Genomic DNA, 22,164 nt, shown 5'->3' on the forward strand with positions numbered 1-22,164 from the left:
CGTTATATGAAGAACCATCTTATTTATCGCAATGTCTTCGGGATTATTTAGAATAAAAATATGAGGGGATCTTTAAGGCATAAAACACAAAAAGCAAAACTCAGTACTCCTGCTTCTTGCATTCTTCTGATAATACTAATGCGACGATGTAAATTCTTTAATTGTTGACCATTAACGGGCGTGACTTCGCTACTTAGTGTTCGTATGAGTGCGGCTAATGCGAAAAAACGATTAGTGTATGCAAGGAGTAATAATGATATTGCTGGAAATAATAATGCAGGTGTTGTTAACGATATTTGGATATTGTCGAGGGCCATATTAACATTTGGATGGCTACTGATGAGTGTCTTTGATAATAACAAGTCCTTGGAAGATGTTCAAAATAAATTATTGTCGGTTATCGTAAATAGAGAATTAATGCCCAAATACTTGGAATGATAAATAAGCTTAATATCCAAAAGGTGAATGCTGTTGAAGTGAGTAAGATAGCTTTTTTAATATCGTGGTGATCAGGCGTAGGGCCGTACTTTATTTTAGGTAAGGCGATGCAGTTATCGCCAAATGTCATCGGGCCACTGAGTTCTATACGGAGGACTTTTGCGCCAATTTCACAAACATAAATATAACCTCGTGGAACCCCTTTTACTCGTGGCCTGAGAAAGGTTAACAAACTTTGAGGCCCGCCTTGTATGGCGAGACTAAAACTCCATAGCAAAGTCGGGATGAAAAAGATAATATTGCTTACTAAGTAACTCGATCTGCCAAAATATTGATATTTAGGATTAAAGCAGGGCCAAGAGAGTTCAAGTTGTTTAATCATTCGAGCAAGTAATACCAATGGGGCACCGCCTAAGCTGTAAAAAACAATGGTGCCAACAACACCATAAACAGGGGCGGTAATGAGTTTTTCGATTGTCGCCTTGCTCAGGCTGCTAAATGATAATACGAAGGTATTACGTGTTAACCAAGGGTGCAGTAAAGCACGAGCTCTTAATTTATCTTGCTGGGCGATAGAGACACAGACTTCTTCGGCAACGAGTTTGAAATTGGCATCATTTAGACAAATATAGAGAATGATAAACTCAAAAATCCAAGGAAAGATAGTACTGTGAGTGAAAAAGAAAGCGACTCCAAACAAGGGAAGCAACAAGGCTAAACTGGATATGAGCCCCATAATAGCCTGTCTAAAAGGACGATGATGAGTGTTATTGGCGTATTTACTGAGCTTTTTAGCAAGCAGCCCAAACCAAACAATAGGCTGCATGTTTCTAGGGAGTGGTGCAATTCTGGCTAATAACAGTGAGATGATTAATATTACTGCTCCTTGAAATATACCTCTATCGAGATTCAAAGAGGAAATGAGTTCTGGAGTAATAATATCAAAGTTCATCACAATGATAACGTCTTCAACAAGGCGATGACCATCAGAGCTGAATGGTGTCCTGCTTTGACCAGGTAAGTATCAAAATCAACAGGTGAATCATTATTCGCATTGTCAGATAAAGAGCGGATCACAACAAAGGGGATAGCAAACTGATGACAGACTTGGCCGATAGCTGCGCCTTCCATTTCACAGGCAGCCATGGATGGAAAATGAGAGAGCATTTGCTTTGTTCGAATAGGATCGCAGATAAAACTGTCTCCTGTGCAGATAAGTCCTTCAATAGCGTTGACTTCGCCTATTTGTGAAATCGCTTTTTTTGCCGCATCGACAAGCTGACTATCACAAATAAAAGCAGCGGGTTGCTGTGCCATTTGACCAATTTCATAACCAAATGCTGTGACATCGACATCGTGGTGACGTACTTCTGAAGCAATGACAATATCACCTATTTTCAGCTCAGGAGAAAATCCACCTGCTGAGCCCGTATTAATAATGGCATCTGGCGCATACTTTTCAATTAAAAGCGTGGTTGCCATACTGGCTGCAACTTTACCAATACCTGAGCGGGTCACAATAATGTCTTTATCCGCTAATTGACCGGAGACGAATTCGATACCTGCAATTGTTTGTGATGTTTTTGAGCTCATAGACTCAATGAGGTGAGCAACTTCTGGCTCCATTGCACCGATAATACCGACTTTCATGAAATAACCTTATTCGTATGAATGATAAATACGTTGCTAATATAGCATAATGCAATGCATTTGGCGTTAAGTTAGCGGGTGAAGCGACGCGGTATGTGAAGAAAGACTGAAGAGTGTAATAAAGAGGTATATAAGAAGTTGAAAAAGTCAATAAGTGCCTCTTGTTTGAAAGGCACTTATGTGGCGTTTATTGCGCTAAATAATTTAAAATGCCAAGGGCTGCATCACGTCCTTCAGCTATGGCTGTGACAACCAGATCTGAGCCTCTGACCATATCACCTCCCGCAAAAACTTTGGGATTACTGGTTTGAAAAGGGTTCTCTGCTGTTTTAGTGGCTTTAACTCGACCTTTTTCGTCAATATCAATTTGGTGTTGATTAAACCAAGAGGCAGGACTCGGCTGGAACCCAAAGGCAATAATAATGGCATCGGCTTCGAACACATGCTCACTATTTTCAATGGGGATAGCGACTTGACGGTCGCGGCAATCACTATTGCTCATTTTAGTGGTTATACATTCAATGCCGACCACTTGTTCATTGTGTGTCTTGATGGCAATGGGTTGCTGATTAAAAATGAATTTAACACCTTCTTCTTTGGCATTTTGCACTTCTTTACGAGAACCTGGCATATTCGCTTCATCACGGCGATATAAACAGCTTACCGATTGGGCTTGTTGCCGAATGGCGGTGCGAACACAATCCATGGCGGTGTCTCCACCTCCGAGTACAATGACGCGTTTATTCTTCAAATTAAGGTAGGGAATATCAGCTTGCTCTGTTCCCATAATATGGTGGGTATTACCAATGAGATAAGGTAGGGCCTGATATACGCCTTGTGCGGTTTCGCCTTCAATTCCAGCTTTAATTGCGGTATAAGTGCCCATGCCAAGAAAAACAGCATCATAGTCACCCAGTAGTGATTCAAAGCTAATATCATCTCCAATGGTGATCCCAAGTTTGAATTCAATCCCCATTTCTTCCATTACGGCTCTCCTTGTTGCCATGACGGATTTTTCTAGTTTAAATGCTGGAATACCATAGGTGAGTAAACCGCCTATTTGAGGATTTTTATCATAAACCACGGCTTTAATGCCATTTCGGCTCAAAATATCTGCACACCCTAAACCAGCAGGCCCAGCGCCAACGATGGCGACGCGCTCCGAGCGTGGCTTGACTTGACTCAGATCTGGACGCCAGCCTTGGGCTATGGCCGTATCTGTGATGTATTTTTCGATATTGCCAATGGTTACCGCTTCAAAATCATCATTAAGGGTACATGCACCTTCACATAACCTGTCTTGAGGGCAAACTCGACCACAAATTTCAGGTAAAGTATTGGTTTCATGAACTAATGTTGCTGCTTCCATTATGCGACCTTGCTTGGCTAAATTAAGCCAATTAGGAATGTAATTATGTAATGGGCACTTCCATTCGCAATAAGGATTGCCACAGTCAAGACAGCGATCAGCTTGTTGGTTAACAGCTTCTTGTTCAAAGGGTTGATAAATCTCGATAAACAGTGTTTTACGAGTCTTTTTGTTTACTTTCTTGGGATCTTGCCTACCCAGATCAATAAATTTAAAGTCATTGCTCATGGTTTTTTACCCCGCTCTGACTGCGAGTGCAGGTTCAGTTTGTTCTAATTTGAGAAGATCGTCCACTTTGACATTTTTGGGTTTGACTAATACAAAGCAATCTAACCAATTCTCAAAGTCATTTAAAATCATTTTGGCATGTTCACTGCCTGTTTCAGTAACATGTTCTTCAATTAATGAGCGTAAGTGTTGCTGATGGATAGGAAGCGTTAGCTTCTGCGTATTGACCATTTCAGGGTTCACACGACGATTGAAGTGACCGTATTGATCAAAGATATAAGCAAAGCCGCCTGTCATCCCTGCACCAAAGTTAACCCCCGTTCTGCCTAGGACTAACACTATCCCGCCTGTCATATATTCACAGCCGTTATCGCCCACACCTTCAACAACAGCGATAGCGCCAGAATTTCTGACAGCAAAGCGTTCCCCGGCTTTACCTGCAGCGAAAAGTTTACCGCCTGTCGCGCCATATAAGCAGGTATTGCCTATGATAGAAGAACGTTCCGATTTAAAAGAGCTTCCTATGGGAGGATGAATGGTGATTTTACCGCCGGACATGCCTTTGGCTACATAGTCATTGGCATCACCGGTTAATGTCAGGTGAACACCTGGAACATTCCATACACCAAAGCTTTGCCCTGCGCTGCCACTAAAGGTTAATGATATGGGGGACTCGAGTCCTGTATTACCGTATTGCTTAGCAATATAACCCGCTAAACTGGCGCCAATAGAACGGTCGGTATTGTTGATGTTCATATTGAGGTGATGAGCTTGCTTTGTATCAATGGCTTCTTGACACTGCATTAATAGTGTTTGGTTGAGTGTTCCTTGGTCAGCGGATTGATTAGTCTCTTTCCAAGTGAGAGCGGATCTTTTAGGCACAGTGGGAGTGAAGAGAATGGGGCTTAAATCCAGTTGAGCTTGTTTTTCTGTTTGTCCTTCTATCGTTGTTAACCATTCACTGTGGCCCACTAAGTCATCAAAGCGAGCAACCCCCAATTTTGCCATGTATTCACGTATTTCTTGCGCCATAAATTCGAAGTAAGTGATCACTCTCTCTGGTAATCCATGGTAATGCTTATCACGTAAAAGAGGGTTTTGTGTCGCAACACCGGTAGCGCAATTATTCAAGTGACAAATGCGTAAGTATTTACAGCCTAGCGCAATCATAGGAACAGTACCAAAACCGAAACTTTCAGCACCTAATAATGCGGCCTTGATGACATCTTTTGCTGTTTTCAAACCGCCATCGACTTGTAAACGAATTTTATGCCGTAAGCCATTTTTCACAAGCGCTTGATGCACTTCGGCTAAACCGAGTTCCCAGGGACTGCCCGCATATTTAACCGAGGTAATGGGACTTGCACCTGTGCCGCCATCATAGCCAGATATGGTGATCATATCAGCATACGCTTTAGCGACTCCGGTTGCGATGGTCCCGACGCCAGGTTCAGAGACTAATTTCACCGACACCAGTGCGTTGGGGTTAATTTGTTTCAGATCAAAGATGAGTTGGGCAAGATCTTCAATGGAATAGATATCATGGTGTGGAGGAGGAGAAATTAAGGTCACACCAGCTTTTGCATGGCGTAAAACGGCAATTTCAGCACTGACTTTGTGTCCCGGTAGTTGACCGCCTTCGCCAGGTTTGGCGCCTTGGGCCACTTTTATTTGTAAGACATCTGCATTAACAAGGTAGTGGGCGGTGACACCGAATCGGCCTGAGGCTATTTGCTTAATGGCTGAATTGCGATTTGATTTAAAACGTCTGGGATCTTCTCCACCTTCTCCAGAGTTTGATCGACCACCGATCTGGTTCATGGCGATAGCTAACGCTTCATGTGCTTCAGGACTCAATGCACCAATACTCATTGCGGCGCTGTCAAAGCGAGGAAATAATTCCTTTGCTTCTTCGACATGCTGAATAGAAATAGGTGCGAGAGGTGAATCAATAGCGATAAGATCCCGCAAGGTTGCAACAGGTCTACTATCAACTAATTCAGTAAATTGCTGATAAATTCTGTAATCTTTTTCCCTAAGAGAAGTTTGCAGTGTGTTGACGACATCGGGGTTAAAGCAATGGTATTCGCCATTCTGAACATATTTCAATAATCCGCCTTGCGGTAAGGGGAGATGAGGTCGAAATGCCGCTTGATGTAATATGGCTTGATCTTGCTCAATGAGGTGGAAGTTCGCACCTTGCAGACGGCTTATTACACCATTAAAACAGAGTGATATGACTTCTTCGTTGAGCCCGATGGCTTCAAATTGTTGGCTACAACGATATGATCCAATGGTGCTTATGCCCATTTTTGACATGATTTTTCTAAGGCCTTTATCAATGCCTTGTCTAAAATTAAGCAATAAAGGACGATGATCGTCTATTTGAAATTGTTTCGCTAAGGCAGAAATACACTCATAGGCCAAATAGGGGTAGATAGCGGTTGCGCCAAAACCCAACAATACTGCGAAGTGATGTGGATCTCGCGCAGAAGCCGTTTCAACAATGATATTTGTGTCACAGCGGAGGTTATTGTTAACCAATACTTGTTGAACAGCCCCTACTGCCATTGCAGCAGGAATAATATATTTTTCTTCTGCAGTCGCTCTATCGGATAAAATTAAGAGTGTTGTGCCTGTTTGCGCCAATTGTATGGCTTGTTCACAAATACGATCTAATGCCGCTTTCAACCCTTCTTCTTGAAGATAGTTTAAACATATTGTATCGGCTTGGTAATACTCTTGATCGAGTGCGAGGAGCTGCATTAGATCCGTATAAAGTAGAATGGGGGAATTGAACATGACACGATAGGCTTGCCCCGTTGTTTCATTAAATAGATTCTGTTCACGTCCAACACAGGTGGCCAAGGACATGACATGCTTTTCTCTTAATGGATCAATAGGGGGATTGGTTACCTGGGCAAACTTTTGTCTAAAATAATCATAAAGACTGCGAGATTTTTTCGACAATACTGCCATAGGCGTATCATCACCCATAGAGCCTGTGGCTTCTTCACCTTTTTGGGCTAATACCCAAATAATTTGCTCCAGCTCTTCTCGTGTATAGCCGAATAGTTTTTGGTATTTCAATAGTGTGGAAGCATCAAATTCATTATTCCCTTGCTCTGTCAGTTCAAAGCTTTCTGCGGGTAATAAAGTAGTGCTGTTTTTAGCCATCCATGCTTTGTAGGGGTGGCGTCTTTTCAAGTCATTATCAATGGCAAAAGAAGAGAATAACTTTCCATTTAACGTATCTAATACTAATAATTCTCCAGGGCCGACTCGACCTTTTTCTGTCACCTCATCGGCTGAGTAATCCCAAATACCGATTTCAGAAGCGAGTGTGAGTATGCGATCTTTAGTGATGACATACCTTGAAGGCCTTAAACCATTTCTATCAACAGCACAGGCTGCGTAACGACCATTGCTCATGACGATACCTGCGGGTCCATCCCATGGTTCCATATGCATTGAATTAAAGTCATAAAATGCCTTGAGTTCATCATCCATTTCAGGATTACTTTGCCATGCAGGTGGAATAAGCAAGCGCATTGCGCGATATAAATCCATTCCTCCGGCAAGTAACATTTCAAGCATATTATCTAAGGCCGACGAGTCAGAACCTGTTTCGTTGACAAAAGGCGCTGCTTGTTGAAGGTCAGCTAATAAAGGTGCGTTAAATTTGTACGCTCTTGCACGAGCCCATTGGCGATTTCCTGTTATGGTATTGATTTCACCATTATGAGCTAAATACCTAAAAGGCTGAGCAAGTGGCCATTTCGGTGAAGTATTGGTTGAGAATCGTTGGTGGAATAAACAGATTGAACTTTGTAATCTGATATCAGCGAGATCAGAATAGAACTTGGGGAGATCGGCGGGCATTAATAAGCCCTTATACACTATGACTTGGCCGGAAAGACTGGAAATGTAGAATTCATCATCGTGGATTAATTGTTGTTCAACACGCCTGCGTGCCATGTAAAGACGTCGCTCTAGATCTTTTTCTCGCCAGCCAATGGGGGCGTTGATTAACACTTGGTATATCTGAGGTTGGCAAGCTTTACCTATAGGGCCTAACACATTTGAATTTGTGGGAACGGCTCTCCAGCCCGCAACACTTAATGTTTCTTTTTCTAATTCTTTTGTTAAGCAAGCTCTGGCGGCATTTGCTAAGTCTTCATTTTGACTTAGAAATAGCATTCCAACAGCAAATTTACGGCTTAAGTGCCATTCATTTTCTAGTGCGATGGCATTAAAAAAAGTGGTAGGTAGTTGCATTAATAAACCACAGCCATCACCGGTTTTACCGTCGGCTGCAATGCCACCCCGATGTTTCATTCTGTCTAGTCCGTGTATAGCGGTTCGAATAATTTTATGGCTTGCTTCACCGTCCATTTGGGCGATAAGTCCGAATCCACAGTTATCACGTTCAAAACTTGGATGATATAAGCTCATTTAAACACTCCCTCAATCGCTTTAAATACAGCTCGAGCACATCATTTTTATTGTTATATATATGCACTCGAACCAACCAACCTAACGCGAGAATCTACAAAGGTCAAATCAAAAATTATGTGTCTCGATAGTGAATAAGTGAATATTTTTAATACAAAAAAATTTCTTACCTTAACGTAAACTGCAGATCTCTTTGTATAATACTATGAATAAATGGGATTTTAACTTTATGAGAATATAATTAAACTCATTTCATACATTTTCATAAAAATGAGGTTCGAATGATTTTTTTTCATAAAAAGGTTAACTGATGAGTATTTTAAATTGATTATTTATGCACTTTTAGTGATTTTGATTCTGTTGGCTATTATTTTAATTTGTCCTTTTATATAGTGTTAATTGAGTGTCACATTGTATCAGTGAAGTGAGCGCATGTTCTATTTAGTGGAGTGGAAATCATTTTAGACCTTACTTTTTAAAAGTGTATGGCGAATGAAATTAATACCAATTCTATTATATAGATGATTAATTCAGAGCTTCTCAGGCTTTTCAATTCAAGGCGCATTTATGCTGTAATGGTGATTCCCTTTCAAATGTATGCAAAGCTGAAGTGGAATGTCTGAGAAGCTCACTGTGTGTGGGTTTCAACATACTTTATGTGACTTAGCTGCTTTCGATATACGACCTCATGGATGAGGGAGGTAGAGCGACGTTTGAACCCAAGCCGAGAATAACTATTAGCTTCAATCATCTGCGACTGCCATGGATGGTGGGACTGTCTGTTAATGCAGGAGCAATTAACGACCTTGCCTACAGCATGTTGAATTCCCGCTGAAAGATCACTTATATAATGGAATTGGTATAATTATGGGTAGAGAGTCTTTCGCACTTTTTTACTTGTATTTCTTGTTATAATAATGTTTTGTTGAAATGCTTTTTAGTACATTTATTGATATTTGGTTAATCAATGGTTATTTCTCATTGGTTTTAACAATGAAGTGCTGCTAGATGTTGCGTAAGCAGTAAGAGTGAGTATTATGTATTAGGTTAGTCTTTTTATACATTTGGCAATATTTGAGAGGTGCCTAAATATGGCAACAGCCGAATTAGAATCAATTTTAGATCTAAATACACTTGAGCAATACTGCCAAGCTATTGGTGCAGGAACATTATTAAAAAGTGTTGTTTTATTTGAACAGCTGATGCCAGAGTATGTTGGTAATCTTGTCAGTGCTGATAAAGCAAATGATAAAGCGACCTTGTGTTCTGAAGCGCATAAGTTTAAAGGTGCTGCTGGATCCGTTGGTTTAAAACGTATTCAACAATATGCTCAGCAGCTGCAACATGGTGAGGAAGCGGCTTGGGCAACAGGGCATTCTGCTTGGTTACAAGGGATTGTGACGCATAGCGAAGGCGATCTGAGCCGGTTAAAAGAATATCTTGAATCTAAGGTATAAGCTTATCGCTTAAGTTAAACTTGTTTATTCTTGAGTCTTAGTGTCAATAAAAGTGAGTAGGATCTTAGTGATCTATACCAAACTTAGTTGATAAGCCATATTAACAGTTCATTTTATATGAGCTGTTTTTTTTACTTAATTAACGCTTAAATATGGTAGAAGTTGATTGTAACTTACTCTATTTCATTGTTATTTTATTATTTATTATGTTCTAACTAAAAGGGGGAATAACTCGATACTCCTTGGGAAAGGAGTATGCTAGACTCTAAAAATTATTGACATCCTTATTCGGCCATGTATTTATGAAGCATCTCCCTAGTTTGAAAAACTTATTTTATTTAGTGAACCTGCATCAAGAGCAAAACTTTAATCGTGCCGCTAAATTGTGTCACGTGAGTCAATCAACATTATCCAGTGGAATACAGAACCTAGAGCAACAATTGGGGCACCAGTTAATCGAACGGGATCATAAGTCATTTATTTTTACAGCGGTAGGTGAAGAAGTGGTTCATCGGGCTGAAGAGATCCTGACCGATGTTGATGAATTGGTCGAGCTGGTTAAAAACCAAGGCGAGCCAATGAGCGGCGAATTGCGTATTGGCTGTATTCCAACCATTGCGCCTTTTTTGTTAAGCCGAGTCGTTCAGCATTGTAAAACCGTTTATCCAAAATTGAATTTATTTTTAAAAGAAGAAACGACAGATAGGTTATTGAGTGCATTAGGGAAAGGAGAATTAGATTTGTTATTGCTCGCTCTTCCTGTTGACACCAGTGGCTATCACAGTATGAAAGTGGGAATCGATCCTTTCAAAATGGTGCTTCATAAAGATTTGTCCCATCAGTTCCATGAGCCTATTGATTATCATAGGTTACCAGATGAAAGTATCTTTTTATTAGAAGCGGAGCATTGTATTACTGGTCATGCTATCAGTGCTTGCCAATTGGAAGAAAGTACCAAAATTAACCCCTTTTCTGCGACGAGCTTACATACATTAGTGCAAATGGTGAACTGTAAACTTGGCACGACTTTTTTGCCTCAAATGGCAATTGATGCTGGTATTTTGGATAATACCGATTTGGTCAGTATGCTGCCATCGGGTGAAAGCCCTTATCGCGATATAGGTTTGGTCTGGCGTCAAACATCAAGTCGACTATTGACGTTCCGGAACTTAGGCTTAGAGATCCAAAAATTACTCAAACAAGACATTGAGAAGTGAACTTGAGTGCTTAAACTGGTTGATATTACTTAGGGCTAACACTGAAAACTTCTATCGAGTGTTGTTTACCTTTTAACTTTATTGGCCCTAAATTATTGATTTGATAACAAGGTGATAAATTTAAACGTGATGCTAATTCACCTGAGATAAGCATTTTTTGTTTTAGCGGGTTGCATTGATCTTGCAGTCTTGCAAGGGTATTTAATACATCGCTAAAAAAACCTATTTCTTGCTTGTGTACTCCAACAACGGCCGCAACAACTTGTCCACAGTGGGCAGCGGCTTTAAATTGTGGCACAAAACCATATTGCTCAATAAAATAATGTCGTTGCCAATTAAGTGATTGAGCAAATTCATGATAAATATTTAAGCATCTATCATTGATGATACCATCTTTTAATGGCCAATGAATAATGACAGCATCGCCAACATAACGATAGATCTCTGCTTCATTATTACTGACAGGATCGGCAAGTAAACTAAAGCTATCTTGGATAAGTCGACTAAATTGGTAGTCACCTAGTGATTCGGCATGAGCGGTAGACGATGCCATGTCTAAATATAAAAATAAACGTTGTTCATATCGGGGTTTATGGTATTTACCTAAACCAATATTCATGAGGACTCTAGGGCCGACGAGTAAGGCCATTTGTTCAATAAAAGCAAGACTGACACGGACAACAACGAGATAAACAATTAATGCTTGAAAAGAAGGGCTGTATAAAATATGTGCGGTCAGCATTTGCCTTAATGTGGTCATGTGGTTTTCGATTGCCCACATATTTAAGTATTGTGTCACATACGCTAAGGTGATGGTGCCAAGCAATAAAAATAGACCTTTAAAGATAACTGAGCATAAATAAGGCAATCTTTGTATGCCGCTAATTTCTGCAATGAGATTTGACATCCAATGTAAGCTGCCAAAAATGATCCCCATGTAAATCGAGAGCGTCGCGAGATCCGCTGATCCAATAGCCCATTGAGGTAAATTAGGGGCTTGGGCGTAGCGAAAAAAAACAAAAGATGCCATTGCAATAGTCCAAGCAAAAATGGCGAACATCAATTTTTTTGCTTGTATAGCGGCTTTCACTGTATTCGTTGTGTCCTAGTGTAACAAGTTCAGGAGGCGCTAGTTTATAGATAATCGCCCTATCATTTCCAGTAATATTTGTGATCTTGATCAAATCAAGTGTATTACAGAGTCAAATAAGTTGAGAGAGGATTTGATGTGTGAAAGCGATTTTTAAGTAAAATCCCCTTGGATTGGTTAATGTTAACCTCCCTTTTTCACCAATACATTGGGTTAATATTTTACTGTTAGCTGCTTTCGGTCTTAATTGTAATACTTCTCCGTGCCTTGCGGTAATACTATCAACTTTGCCCAAGGCAATCAGCTCCATTATTTCTTCCCAGTCTTGTTTTAATAGCTGCATTTCTTTTTTATTAGGCCGCCATAAAATAGGTGTGCCTATTCGCCTATCGGCGACGGGAATATGGCGTTCTCCTTGAACGGGGATCCAGAGTACTTGCCGCAGTTTATGATAAACAACACTGTTTTCCCAGGTGAGTCCTAGAATATTTTGTAAGGGAGCCACAGTGACATAAGTGGTTTCCATAGGCTTACCTTGATGGTTAATCGGGATCGTTTTAAGTTCAATGCCGAGATTGGCAAAGTCTGGTTCAGGTTTTGAACCAGCTATTGCTCCGAGTTCGTGTTCGATTAATTGTCCGACCCAGCCTTTATCTCGCTTAAGGTTTTTTGGCACAGTTATATTGTGAGAATGAGCCAGTAGGCCTAAACTTAACCCAGCCATTGTATTTGCACGTTTCATCAATTCGCAAAGACTTTGTGGTGGTAGTGGTATTGTTTTCATCTGTCAGTTTGAATTGGTTTGGAATATATGGGTGGTCAAAAAATAATCGCATGGGTTAAATGCAGAAAATAATATGATTGGTTTACGGGCAACTTGTTGTTTTATATTTATTAGATAGAAAAAAATTACATCTAGTTCTTAAAGAAATACAGTAATAAGTCGATTTGCGTGGGTTTAACACACACTTATCCACAGATTTATTGGATAAGTATTTAAGCCATTTTTATAATCAATTATTGAAGATTTGTCAATGATACAGCGTCTTAGAATATGGTTTTTTTCCTGTTTCAATGCTTAATTTCACGAAGGAGTGTGTGTATTGACTATAATATAGGTATTACCTTGATACGGTTATTAAATCGCCTAATTTTTTCTTTGAGGGTGAGTATGATATCAAATATAGCTATTTGTCTGTTTTATATATCTTTAATGCCGCGTTCATGAGTGTGCTAAAATGAATATTGAGCATGTATAGGGTGATGAATGGCCTTGGCATAGAGTTTCGAACAGAGATATCCACAGAATTTGTGGATATCTTGTATTGTTTTAAGCTTTTTGTTGATAAATGAATAAATAGGCGGATGTTATCCAATATATGCTTTAATCATATGGATTGCTGCAAGGCTTGGTTTGTGAAACAATCGAGCTATTAAATAGCGAATAAGTTCGGAGTCCATGTGATTGATAGTGACGGCTTTCGGGCAAATGTAGGCATCATTATTTGTAATCGTTTTGGGCAGGTTATGTGGGCACGCCGATTTGGCCAACATTCCTGGCAATTTCCTCAAGGCGGTGTTGATGAGGGTGAATCGATAGATGAAGCTATGTATAGAGAGTTATATGAGGAAGTAGGTTTAAAACCTGAACATGTGAAGTTATTGACGTCTACACGTTCTTGGTTGCGCTATCGACTGCCAAAAAGGCTGATCAGGCAAGATAGTAAACCCGTTTGTATTGGTCAGAAACAAAAATGGTTTTTATTACAGTTAACTTGTAGTGAAAACGTCATTAATCTGAACGCTAGCGGTCATCCTGAATTTGATGATTGGCGTTGGGTCAGCTATTGGTATCCCGTACGCCAAGTTGTTTCTTTTAAGCGTGATGTTTATCGAAAAGTGATGAAGGAATTTGCTTCGACAGCTTTATCATTGCAATTAAAAGAATCAAATCATAAGAGAAAAGGGAGACGTCGTAGTTCGTTTCTTAAGGGAGTTTGAGCCCAGTGCTAAAAACGCTCAGGGATATAACACAAGCCGTTGCTGCGGCTAATGACCTACAATCGGCTTTAGATGTTTTGGTATCGCAAACTAAAGCCATTATGGCAACGGATTCTTGTTCTATTTATTTGGTTGAGCAAGATGTACTGCAATTTTCCGCAACTGATGGGCTAGACAGGCAAGCTGTTGGAAAAGTGCGTATGCCTTTAACGCAAGGCTTAGTGGGGTTAGTGGCTCAAAGAGAGGAGCCCATTAATTTAGCTGATGCCCATATTCATCCACGTTTTAAATTATTACCTGAAGTGGCTGAAGAAGCATATCGTGCTTTTTTAGCCGCTCCCATTATTTATCAAAAGGTGGTTGTTGGGGTTATTGTCATACAGCAAATAGAGCCCAGGCAATTTAGTGAAGGCGAAGAAGCCTTTTTAATGACATTGGCTGCTCAGCTCGCTGTTGCAATAAAAAGCTTAAGGAATAAAGCAACAAGCACTAGTAACATCAGCCAGCAATATTACACAGGAAAAATAGCTGTCAATGGTGTGGCTATTGCTAATGCCTTAGTGTTAGGTGGGCATATCGCTTTATCATTTCCTGATGAAAAAAGTCGAGATTTGCCCGCAGAAGAAGCACGTTTAAAATTAGCGATGATGCGAACAAAGGATTTACTTTCGGCTCTTTCGCAGCGTTTTGATTCAGAGAAGAATGAAGAAGTTGTGTCTATTTTTTCAGCTTTACTGCTCTTGCTGGATAATGCAAGTTTGGGGGGAGAATACATTAAGGAAGTGAGGCAAGGTTGGAGTGCTGAATCGGCTGTATGTCGAGTTTCATTGCGATATATTAAACAATTTACCGAAATGAAAGATCTCTATTTGAAGGAGCGTGCAGGTGATATTCGTGATTTAGGGCAAAGAGTATTAAGGCAGTTAGTTGAACCTGGGCGCATAGAGTTTGAACCTGACACTCCGGTGATTTTAATTGCTAAAGAAGCGAATGCAACCTTGGTTGCTGAGTTTCCCAGACAAAAACTAGCTGGCATTGTGACTGAATTAGGGGGGGTGAACTCCCATGCAGCGATTTTAGCTCGCGCTTTAGGTGTTCCTGCACTCATCGGGGTTTCTAATATTCTCAATGAGGATATAGATAAAAAATTGGTCATTTTAAATGCCAGTCGTGGTCAGTTGCTTGTTTCTCCTCGGCCCAGTGTCATCACTGAGTTTAGAAGTTTGATGTCAATGGGTAAAGCGTTGCAAGAACGCTATACACAAGATTTATCTTTGCCGACGATTACCACTGATGGTATCAGAATTTCGTTGAAATTGAATGCAGGATTGCTCGCAAGTTTAGAATCTGATATTGCCACAGGTGCTGATGGCGTTGGGCTTTATCGCACCGAAATCCCTTTTATGTTACAAAATCGCTTTCCCAGTGAATCTGAGCAAATTAAAGTTTATAAACAGGTTCTTGAGGCTGCTGCAGGTAAACCTGTTGTCATGAGAACGTTAGATGTGGGTGGGGATAAACCCCTAACCTATTTCCCAATCAATGAAGAGAATCCTTTTTTAGGCTGGCGAGGGATCCGCTTATCACTGGATCACCCTGAATTGTTTTTAGTCCAATTAAGGGCAATGTTACAGGCAGGAGAAGGGAGTGAACAGCTCAGTATTTTATTGCCAATGGTTAGCTGTATCGATGAAATAGATCAAGCGATCGCTTATTTAGATCAAGCTTATTTTGAGCTCAGCACTGAAATGGGCATGGATATTGTTAAGCCTAAAGTGGGTATTATGCTTGAAGTACCTGTGCTGCTCTATCAATTACCTGACGTCGTTCGACGAGTGGACTTTATTTCAGTAGGCTCAAATGATTTAACGCAATATTTACTTGCAGTCGATAGGAACAACCCTAGAGTGAGTTCGCTTTATGACTGTTATCATCCTGGAATTTTACGTGCTTTAAAAAAGGTGTGTGAAGATTGCAAAGCGCATAATTTACCTGTAAGTGTGTGTGGTGAACTTGCTGGAGAGCCTATAGGTGTTTTATTGCTCGTTTCTATGGGGTACACCCATCTTAGTATGAACCAAGGGAGTTTAGGGCGAATAAATTATTTATTACGGCGAGTTTCTTTTTCCGATCTTAATCATTTATTGGATAAAGTATTACGCTTAGGCAGTGGCCAAGAAGTCAGAGTCTTATTAGCCGAATATCTAGAAACGATAGGCTTGGTAGAGCTATTGAGTTTATAACAAACAATCATTTGCTACATTTTAAAAGACATTCGTGAGTGTGTTATGGATTCGATTTTTCAAGTGGTTAGTGTCTGTTTGTTGTTAGGGGCTTTAATTGGTTTTTTAGCCGGTTTATTAGGGATTGGTGGTGGCTTGCTAGCCGTGCCTGCTTTATTGAGTATTTTACCTATAGTGGGCTTCCCCCATGATTTTCTACCCCATGTTGCTATTGCTACGTCACTTGCAGCTATTATATTGACTGGCCTTTCTTCAGCAAGATCTCATCAAAAACGCGAAAATATTCCTTGGTTTTTATTTAAACCTATGTTGCCTGGTTTTGTTATTGGTGCTTTGTGTTCAGGCTTTATTTCTGAAAAAATCAGTGCCGATGCTTTAAAACACACTTTTGCCATTTTTGTGTTATTAATGGCAGCTAAAATGGCCTTTCCATTTGACACGGAATCCCAGAGAAAATTACCCCACTTTTTTGTTTTATTGTTTGCAGCTATTTTGGTGTCGATTATTGCAGGACTAATGGGAATAGGGGGGAGTGTACTGCTGGTGCCATTTTTAACTTTTTTTGGACTTCAAATGCGCTATGCAATTGGGTTTTCTGCTGCAAGTGGGCTAGTCATTGCGCTCTTTGGTAGTGTAGGGTATGTTTTAGCGGGGTGGGATGTGTATGGATTACCACAATTCACCTTGGGTTATATTTACATCCCAGCATTGCTTGGTATAGTAAGCACCTCTGTGTTGTTTGCTCCTTTGGGAGCAAAGGCTGCAAGTACATGGCGAACAGATATTTTAAAAAGACTTTTTGCACTGCTATTGGTTATTATCGGGCTGAAACTCGTGCTCGTTGGATAACTGTTGTTATCACATTAAATTGTTATTGGAAGAAATATGGCGTTAAATTTTCCACATATTGATCCTATTATTGTGTCATTTGGCCCATTTCACCTCTTTGGGCAAACATTTGAACCTGCTCTAAGATGGTATGGATTTATGTATTTATTGGGCTTTATAGCCGCAATGTTTTTACTTAATCGTCAAGCTGACCGTTCTAAAGGGTTATGGAATAGAGAAGAAGTCTCGGATTTGCTTTTTTATAGTTTCTTAGGGGTGATATTAGGTGGACGAGTTGGCTATGTGATTTTTTATCACTTTGACTTATTTTTAGCAAACCCCCTGTATTTATTTAAAATAACAGAAGGTGGAATGTCTTTTCATGGCGGATTAATGGGGGTGATTTTAGCCATGCTTTATATTGCTCGAAAGCAGAAAAGAACTTTTTTTGCGGTTGCAGATATGGTAGCTCCAGTTGTGCCTATTGGCCTTGGTGCTGGGCGTATCGGTAATTTTATTAATGGTGAGCTTTGGGGAAGAGTCACCGATGTGCCTTGGGGAATGGTATTTCCAGGTGCAGGGCCTTTACCTCGTCATCCATCTCAACTCTATCAATTTGCGCTTGAAGGTGTTGCACTCTTTTTATTACTGTTTTGGTTTAGTCGTAAAACGAATAAAAGCGGCGCCGTTTCAGGCATGTTCTTATTAGGGTACGGCTGTTTTAGAGTGATTGTTGAAACGGTTCGTCAGCCCGATGCACAGTTAGGACTTTATTTTGGTTTTATGACAATGGGACAAATATTATCCATTCCAATGATATTGTTTGGTTTATATCTATTATTACGCCAAGCTCCGAATAATGGGAAAGGAAAGAAGTAATGCAGCAGTATTTAGATTTATGTCAGCGTATTATTAATGACGGTACTTGGGTTGAAAACGAGCGGACGGGAAAACGCTGTTTAACCGTTATTAATGCTGACCTTGTTTATGATGTGCAAAATAATCAGTTTCCTTTGATCACGACCAGAAAAAGTTTCTGGAAGGCTGCGATAGCCGAATTACTGGGTTATATTCGTGGTTACGATAATGCTGCTGATTTTCGTGCTCTGGGGGCGAAAACTTGGGATGCAAATGCTAACGAGAATAAAGAGTGGCTTGAAAATCCTTATCGTAAAGGCCCCGATGATATGGGGCGGGTTTATGGTGTTCAAGGTCGCAGTTGGAGTCAACCTGATGGCGGAAATATAGATCAATTAGCGAAAATTATTGATGATCTATCCCGAGGTGTGGACGATAGGGGGGAAATTTTAAGTTTTTATAATCCTGGAGAGTTCCATATGGGGTGTTTACGACCTTGTATGCATACTCATAACTTCTCTTTATTAGGCGATACGCTGCATTTAACCAGTTTTCAACGCTCTTGTGATGTGCCTTTAGGGCTTAATTTTAATCAAGTTCAAGTTTTTACATTGTTGGCTCTTGTTGCTCAAATTACCGGTAAAAAGCCTGGAATGGCTTATCATAAAATAGTTAATGCACATATTTATGAAGATCAATTACCGTTAATGCGAGATGTTCAGTTAAAACGTCAGCCTTTTGATTCACCACAACTTGTGATTAATCCAAAAATTAACTCATTGAAAGATTTAGAAACTTGGGTAACATTAGCTGACTTTGATGTTGTCGGTTATGAGCATCATGACGCCATTCAGTATCCTTTTTCTGTTTAATTATTAAAGGGACTTTACGCTAGAAAAACCCTTACGCTTGTCGTTAAGGGTTTTTTTGTATTGGTTAAAATGAAGTTTCAATTCTTGTTTATTATATTATAACTCGAAAATATCGAGCTTTAACATTGAATCAATCGATTATTCATACTATATTCATTGAGCTACACTGAAAATCTCGTGTAAGGGCTTAAAAAGGAAGAAATATGGAACGAGTGATTAAAAATTTTCTCAATAAGGGTTCCGCTGGCGGTATTTTATTAATGTTGGCAGTGATCTTGGCGCTTCTTCTGGCTAATTCTCCTCTCTCATGGCTATACCAAGGTTTCTTGCATACAGAGATGCAAATTCGTGTTGGTAGTCTTGATTTAGACAAGTCATTGTTACATTGGATTAATGATGGTTTGATGGCCATTTTCTTTCTATTAATTGGATTAGAGGTTAAGCGTGAGTTGCTAGAGGGCGCATTGTCGACGCCTGCTCAAGCTTCATTACCCACTTTTGCAGCCATTGGTGGAATGATCTTTCCGGCAGCCATTTATTTATTATTTAATTTTTCCGATCCTATTGCGCAGTCGGCTTGGGCGATCCCTGCGGCAACGGATATTGCGTTTGCATTAGGTATTATTGCCTTGCTAGGTAGTCGAGTCCCTGTATCATTAAAAGTCTTTTTATTAGCCTTGGCGATTATTGATGATTTAGGTGTCGTGATTATTATTGCGATTTTCTACAGTACAGATTTATCTATGCTCAGCATGATCATTGCCGCTTTTGCGATTATGGGGCTGGTTAGCTTAAACCTTAAAGGGGTGACGGCATTGGCGCCCTATGCTGTCATTGGGGGGATTTTGTGGATTGCGGTTTTAAAATCGGGCGTCCATGCAACATTGGCTGGTGTGATTATTGCTTTTTGTATTCCATTAAGGGCAAAAGATGGAAGTTCACCGTCTGAAAAATTAGAGCATGATTTACATCCTTGGAGTACCTTCTTGATTTTACCCGTGTTTGCTTTTGCCAATGCCGGTGTTGATTTATCAGGCATGAGTATGAGTTACTTAGTGTCACCATTACCGATTGGTATTGCGCTTGGGTTATTTTTAGGTAAGCCCATTGGCGTCATGTTATTCAGTTACCTTGCGGTAAAATTAAAATTTGCAGTCTTGCCTGATGGAATTGGTTGGAAACAGATTGCGCCAGTGGCTGTGATGTGTGGTATAGGTTTTACCATGTCAATGTTTATTAGCTCATTAGCCTTTATTGGTGTTGATCCACTTTATGGGGATTTAGCACGCTTAGGGATTTTAATGGGGTCGATTGCCTCCGCCATAGTCGGTTATTTCTGGTTATCTAGTGTATTAGATAAAAAGGGAGAATAAAGATGAAAACAAAGCTATTTATCGGCTTGTTGTCCATCCTAGTTGCGGGCCAAGCAAGCGCAACTCAAATTGCCGCTTGTAATAAAAATGTCAGTAGTGCAGCTTGCCAAGATTATTTACAAGGTGTGGTCGATGGTGCACTCATGCATCGAATGGACAGTTCACAGCAAGATATTGTGCCTGATTCTTATGCAAAAAGGGCATTAAAATATCGAACTGGTCAGCGCTTCAAAGAAGCGAATCGTATGTATTGTCAGGGAAGGGTTCCTGATAGAGAGTCATTAGTTTCAGGGCTTGGAGAGGCATTTATCACCAGTGAGATTAATGATGTGACAGCATTAAAAGGCGTCATGCTCAATTTAATGGATTGTAATCGACATCAATAATGCATAATTAACGTATTGTCATTGACAGAACCTCAGTGAAATAGAGATGTAAACTGAATGATTAATTTGAATTATAACCATCTGTATTATTTTTGGATGATCCAAAAGAAAGGTTCTGTTGCCAAAGCGGCTGAAACATTATGCCTGACGCCACAAACCATTACGGGGCAAATTAAGGTACTTGAAGCGCGTTTAAATGGTCGGCTGTTTATTCGTGAAGGGAGACAGTTAGCGCCAACAGAATTGGGTAAGTTGGTTTATCGTTATGCTGATAAAATGTTTAGCTTAAGCTATGAAATGCTTGATATTATTAATTATCAGAAAGATAAAAAAACACTCTTTGAAGTGGGGATTGCTGATGTATTATCCAAGGAGTTAGTCGGTGATATTTTATTATCTGTGATGTCAGATGACGATAGTTTGCACTTGGCTTGTTTTGAATCGACCCATGATGACTTAATGGCGAGATTGCGCGATCATAAATTGGATATTATTTTGTCTGATTGTGCTGGCGGCTCACTTAAATATCCTGAAATTTTATCAAAAAAATTAGGGGAGAGTGGCGTGGCTTTTTTTTCGCATAAGCCACTTTCAAATGCTTTTCCTTTATGTCTTGAAGAAGAAAAGTTGCTTATTCCAGGCAGGCATACTTCGTTAGGGCAGCAGCTAGTGCATTGGTTTGATGAAAAATTACTTAAAATCAAGGTATTAGGTGAGTTTGATGATTCAGCCATGATGAGTGCGTTTGGCTTTTCAGAACAAGGTATTTTTGTTGCGCCCAGTATTTATAAACAATCAGTGATGAAACGTGGTATGTATTTACTTGGGGAAACTACTGAAGTAAAAGAGTATTATCATATGATGTTTGCTGAACGCATGATCCAGCATCCAGCAGTAAAGCGTTTACTTGAGATGGATTTTACCGCATTTTTTTCTCCTAAGACTGAGTGAGTAGGATAAGGGGGAAAGGGATGTCGACACTGAGCGCCAAGGACTGATAAACTAGTGATTAAAGCATGTGTGGACGATGAACCTATTCGAGGAGCAAGAGCTTGTCTGAGCCAATGAAGATCGCAAGAGTAAGGTGGGCGTGCCGTAGAGGTATGTTAGAGCTGGATGTGTTGTTTCAGCCATTTGTAGAAAAGCATTATGAACAACTGAGTAATGAAGATAAATTAACTTTTGTTCGATTGTTGGAGTGTGAAGATCCTGAGTTATTTGCTTGGTTTATGGGGCATAAAACTTGCGAAGTTCCCGAACTTGCTGACATGATAGTAAAAGTGCGTGGCCGATCAGCACCTTAGTTTTTCACTCACATCCTCTTTTGACCAGCGTTTAACTCTGGTCATATCGTATCTGGTTTTTCTTTCCTCTTTTTTGTTTTGGCCTCAAAGCAATAGCAGCATTATTTTATGGATTAAAATAGGCTTGTTGAGCGCACTGACAGTCTTTTTTATTTGGCAGGGATGGCGCTTAAGTCATTGGCAATGTGAGTTTCGTTTATCGACGTCGGGCTCCGGCTCTTTTTCAAATGGGCAAGGATTTATACTGGTAAAAAAAGCGTTTATTAGTGCTTTTGTTGTGGTCTTTTACTATCAGTGTGTCAATGACAATAAAAGTAAAATGATGGTTGTTTGGAGCGATATGTTAACCGACACAAATTATCGGCATTTGTGTCGGTTATTATGCCAGCAATAAA

At 40.0% G+C, this 22,164-nt stretch carries 18 protein-coding genes and 1 pseudogene; 12 read left to right on the plus strand and 7 right to left on the minus strand.

The window, feature by feature from the left end:
- Positions 1–50: 50 nt before the first annotated feature.
- From Q0791_RS03010 to gltB, 5 genes and pseudogenes are all read right to left on the minus strand, one after another.
- Positions 51–317 (minus strand): annotated as a pseudogene (locus Q0791_RS03010) (DUF2721 domain-containing protein); the annotation flags it as partial.
- An 80-nt stretch (positions 318–397) separates the two neighbouring features.
- The gene (locus Q0791_RS03015; protein WP_299002708.1) at positions 398–1,390 is read right to left on the minus strand and encodes a cobalamin biosynthesis protein; all 993 of its coding nucleotides are present in this window, start codon (positions 1,388–1,390) and stop codon (positions 398–400) included.
- Positions 1,390–2,088: a 5'-methylthioadenosine/adenosylhomocysteine nucleosidase gene (locus Q0791_RS03020; RefSeq protein ID WP_299002583.1), complete on the minus strand. Its 699-nt coding sequence runs from the start codon at positions 2,086–2,088 to the stop codon at positions 1,390–1,392. The genes Q0791_RS03015 and Q0791_RS03020 overlap by 1 nt, the downstream gene beginning before the upstream one ends.
- A gap of 187 nt (positions 2,089–2,275) precedes the next feature.
- The gene (locus Q0791_RS03025; RefSeq protein WP_299002585.1) at positions 2,276–3,685 is read right to left on the minus strand and encodes an FAD-dependent oxidoreductase; all 1,410 of its coding nucleotides are present in this window, start codon (positions 3,683–3,685) and stop codon (positions 2,276–2,278) included.
- A 6-nt stretch (positions 3,686–3,691) separates the two neighbouring features.
- Complete coding sequence (gene gltB, locus Q0791_RS03030; protein ID WP_299002588.1) at positions 3,692–8,140, minus strand: glutamate synthase large subunit; 4,449 nt, start codon at positions 8,138–8,140, stop codon at positions 3,692–3,694.
- A gap of 1,091 nt (positions 8,141–9,231) precedes the next feature.
- Between gltB and Q0791_RS03035 the strand changes: the two genes are divergently transcribed.
- Together Q0791_RS03035 and oxyR are read left to right on the plus strand one after the other, a co-directional pair.
- Complete coding sequence (locus tag Q0791_RS03035; protein WP_299002590.1) at positions 9,232–9,597, plus strand: Hpt domain-containing protein; 366 nt, start codon at positions 9,232–9,234, stop codon at positions 9,595–9,597.
- A 302-nt stretch (positions 9,598–9,899) separates the two neighbouring features.
- A complete protein-coding gene (gene oxyR / locus Q0791_RS03040) occupies positions 9,900–10,814 on the plus strand; it encodes a hydrogen peroxide-inducible genes transcriptional activator OxyR (RefSeq protein ID WP_299002592.1) in 915 nt (304 codons plus the stop codon).
- A 25-nt stretch (positions 10,815–10,839) separates the two neighbouring features.
- On the opposite strand, the gene Q0791_RS03045 is transcribed toward oxyR, so the two are convergent.
- Both Q0791_RS03045 and mutH read right to left on the minus strand, forming a co-directional pair.
- The gene (locus Q0791_RS03045; protein ID WP_299002593.1) at positions 10,840–11,904 is read right to left on the minus strand and encodes an adenylate/guanylate cyclase domain-containing protein; all 1,065 of its coding nucleotides are present in this window, start codon (positions 11,902–11,904) and stop codon (positions 10,840–10,842) included.
- A 112-nt stretch (positions 11,905–12,016) separates the two neighbouring features.
- Complete coding sequence (mutH, locus tag Q0791_RS03050) at positions 12,017–12,688, minus strand: DNA mismatch repair endonuclease MutH (protein WP_299002594.1); 672 nt, start codon at positions 12,686–12,688, stop codon at positions 12,017–12,019.
- 677 nt (positions 12,689–13,365) lie between these two features.
- Here mutH and rppH point away from each other — a divergent pair.
- The 10 genes from rppH to Q0791_RS03100 all read left to right on the plus strand — a co-directional run bounded on the left by rppH (position 13,366) and on the right by Q0791_RS03100 (position 22,163).
- A complete protein-coding gene (gene rppH, locus Q0791_RS03055; protein ID WP_299002595.1) occupies positions 13,366–13,905 on the plus strand; it encodes an RNA pyrophosphohydrolase in 540 nt (179 codons plus the stop codon).
- Between the two features lie 5 nt (positions 13,906–13,910).
- Positions 13,911–16,148, plus strand: coding sequence for a phosphoenolpyruvate--protein phosphotransferase (ptsP, locus tag Q0791_RS03060; protein ID WP_299002596.1), 2,238 nt, complete (start codon positions 13,911–13,913; stop codon positions 16,146–16,148).
- A 45-nt stretch (positions 16,149–16,193) separates the two neighbouring features.
- Positions 16,194–16,997 carry a sulfite exporter TauE/SafE family protein gene (locus Q0791_RS03065; RefSeq protein WP_299002597.1) on the plus strand — a complete coding sequence of 268 codons (804 nt, stop codon included), beginning with the start codon at positions 16,194–16,196 and terminating at the stop codon, positions 16,995–16,997.
- 36 nt (positions 16,998–17,033) lie between these two features.
- Positions 17,034–17,855 (plus strand): prolipoprotein diacylglyceryl transferase, encoded by an 822-nt coding sequence (gene lgt / locus Q0791_RS03070; RefSeq protein ID WP_299002598.1) that lies wholly within the window; start codon positions 17,034–17,036, stop codon positions 17,853–17,855.
- The gene (locus tag Q0791_RS03075) at positions 17,855–18,706 is read left to right on the plus strand and encodes a thymidylate synthase (protein WP_299002599.1); all 852 of its coding nucleotides are present in this window, start codon (positions 17,855–17,857) and stop codon (positions 18,704–18,706) included. The genes lgt and Q0791_RS03075 overlap by 1 nt, the downstream gene beginning before the upstream one ends.
- 203 nt (positions 18,707–18,909) lie before the next feature.
- Positions 18,910–20,079 carry a Na+/H+ antiporter NhaA gene (gene nhaA / locus Q0791_RS03080; protein ID WP_299002601.1) on the plus strand — a complete coding sequence of 390 codons (1,170 nt, stop codon included), beginning with the start codon at positions 18,910–18,912 and terminating at the stop codon, positions 20,077–20,079.
- A 2-nt stretch (positions 20,080–20,081) separates the two neighbouring features.
- Positions 20,082–20,465 (plus strand): hypothetical protein, encoded by a 384-nt coding sequence (locus Q0791_RS03085; protein WP_299002602.1) that lies wholly within the window; start codon positions 20,082–20,084, stop codon positions 20,463–20,465.
- 57 nt (positions 20,466–20,522) lie between these two features.
- Positions 20,523–21,416 carry a transcriptional activator NhaR gene (gene nhaR / locus Q0791_RS03090; protein WP_299002603.1) on the plus strand — a complete coding sequence of 298 codons (894 nt, stop codon included), beginning with the start codon at positions 20,523–20,525 and terminating at the stop codon, positions 21,414–21,416.
- Between the two features lie 113 nt (positions 21,417–21,529).
- Positions 21,530–21,769 carry a succinate dehydrogenase assembly factor 2 gene (locus tag Q0791_RS03095; protein WP_299002709.1) on the plus strand — a complete coding sequence of 80 codons (240 nt, stop codon included), beginning with the start codon at positions 21,530–21,532 and terminating at the stop codon, positions 21,767–21,769.
- Positions 21,750–22,163, plus strand: a complete 414-nt coding sequence (locus Q0791_RS03100) for a protein YgfX (RefSeq protein WP_299002604.1) — start codon at positions 21,750–21,752, stop codon at positions 22,161–22,163. Before Q0791_RS03095 ends, Q0791_RS03100 begins: the two co-directional genes overlap by 20 nt.
- Position 22,164 lies beyond the last annotated feature (1 nt).

Origin of the sequence: uncultured Shewanella sp. (assembly GCF_947495455.1) — a bacterium.
Classification (GTDB): domain Bacteria; phylum Pseudomonadota; class Gammaproteobacteria; order Enterobacterales; family Shewanellaceae; genus Shewanella.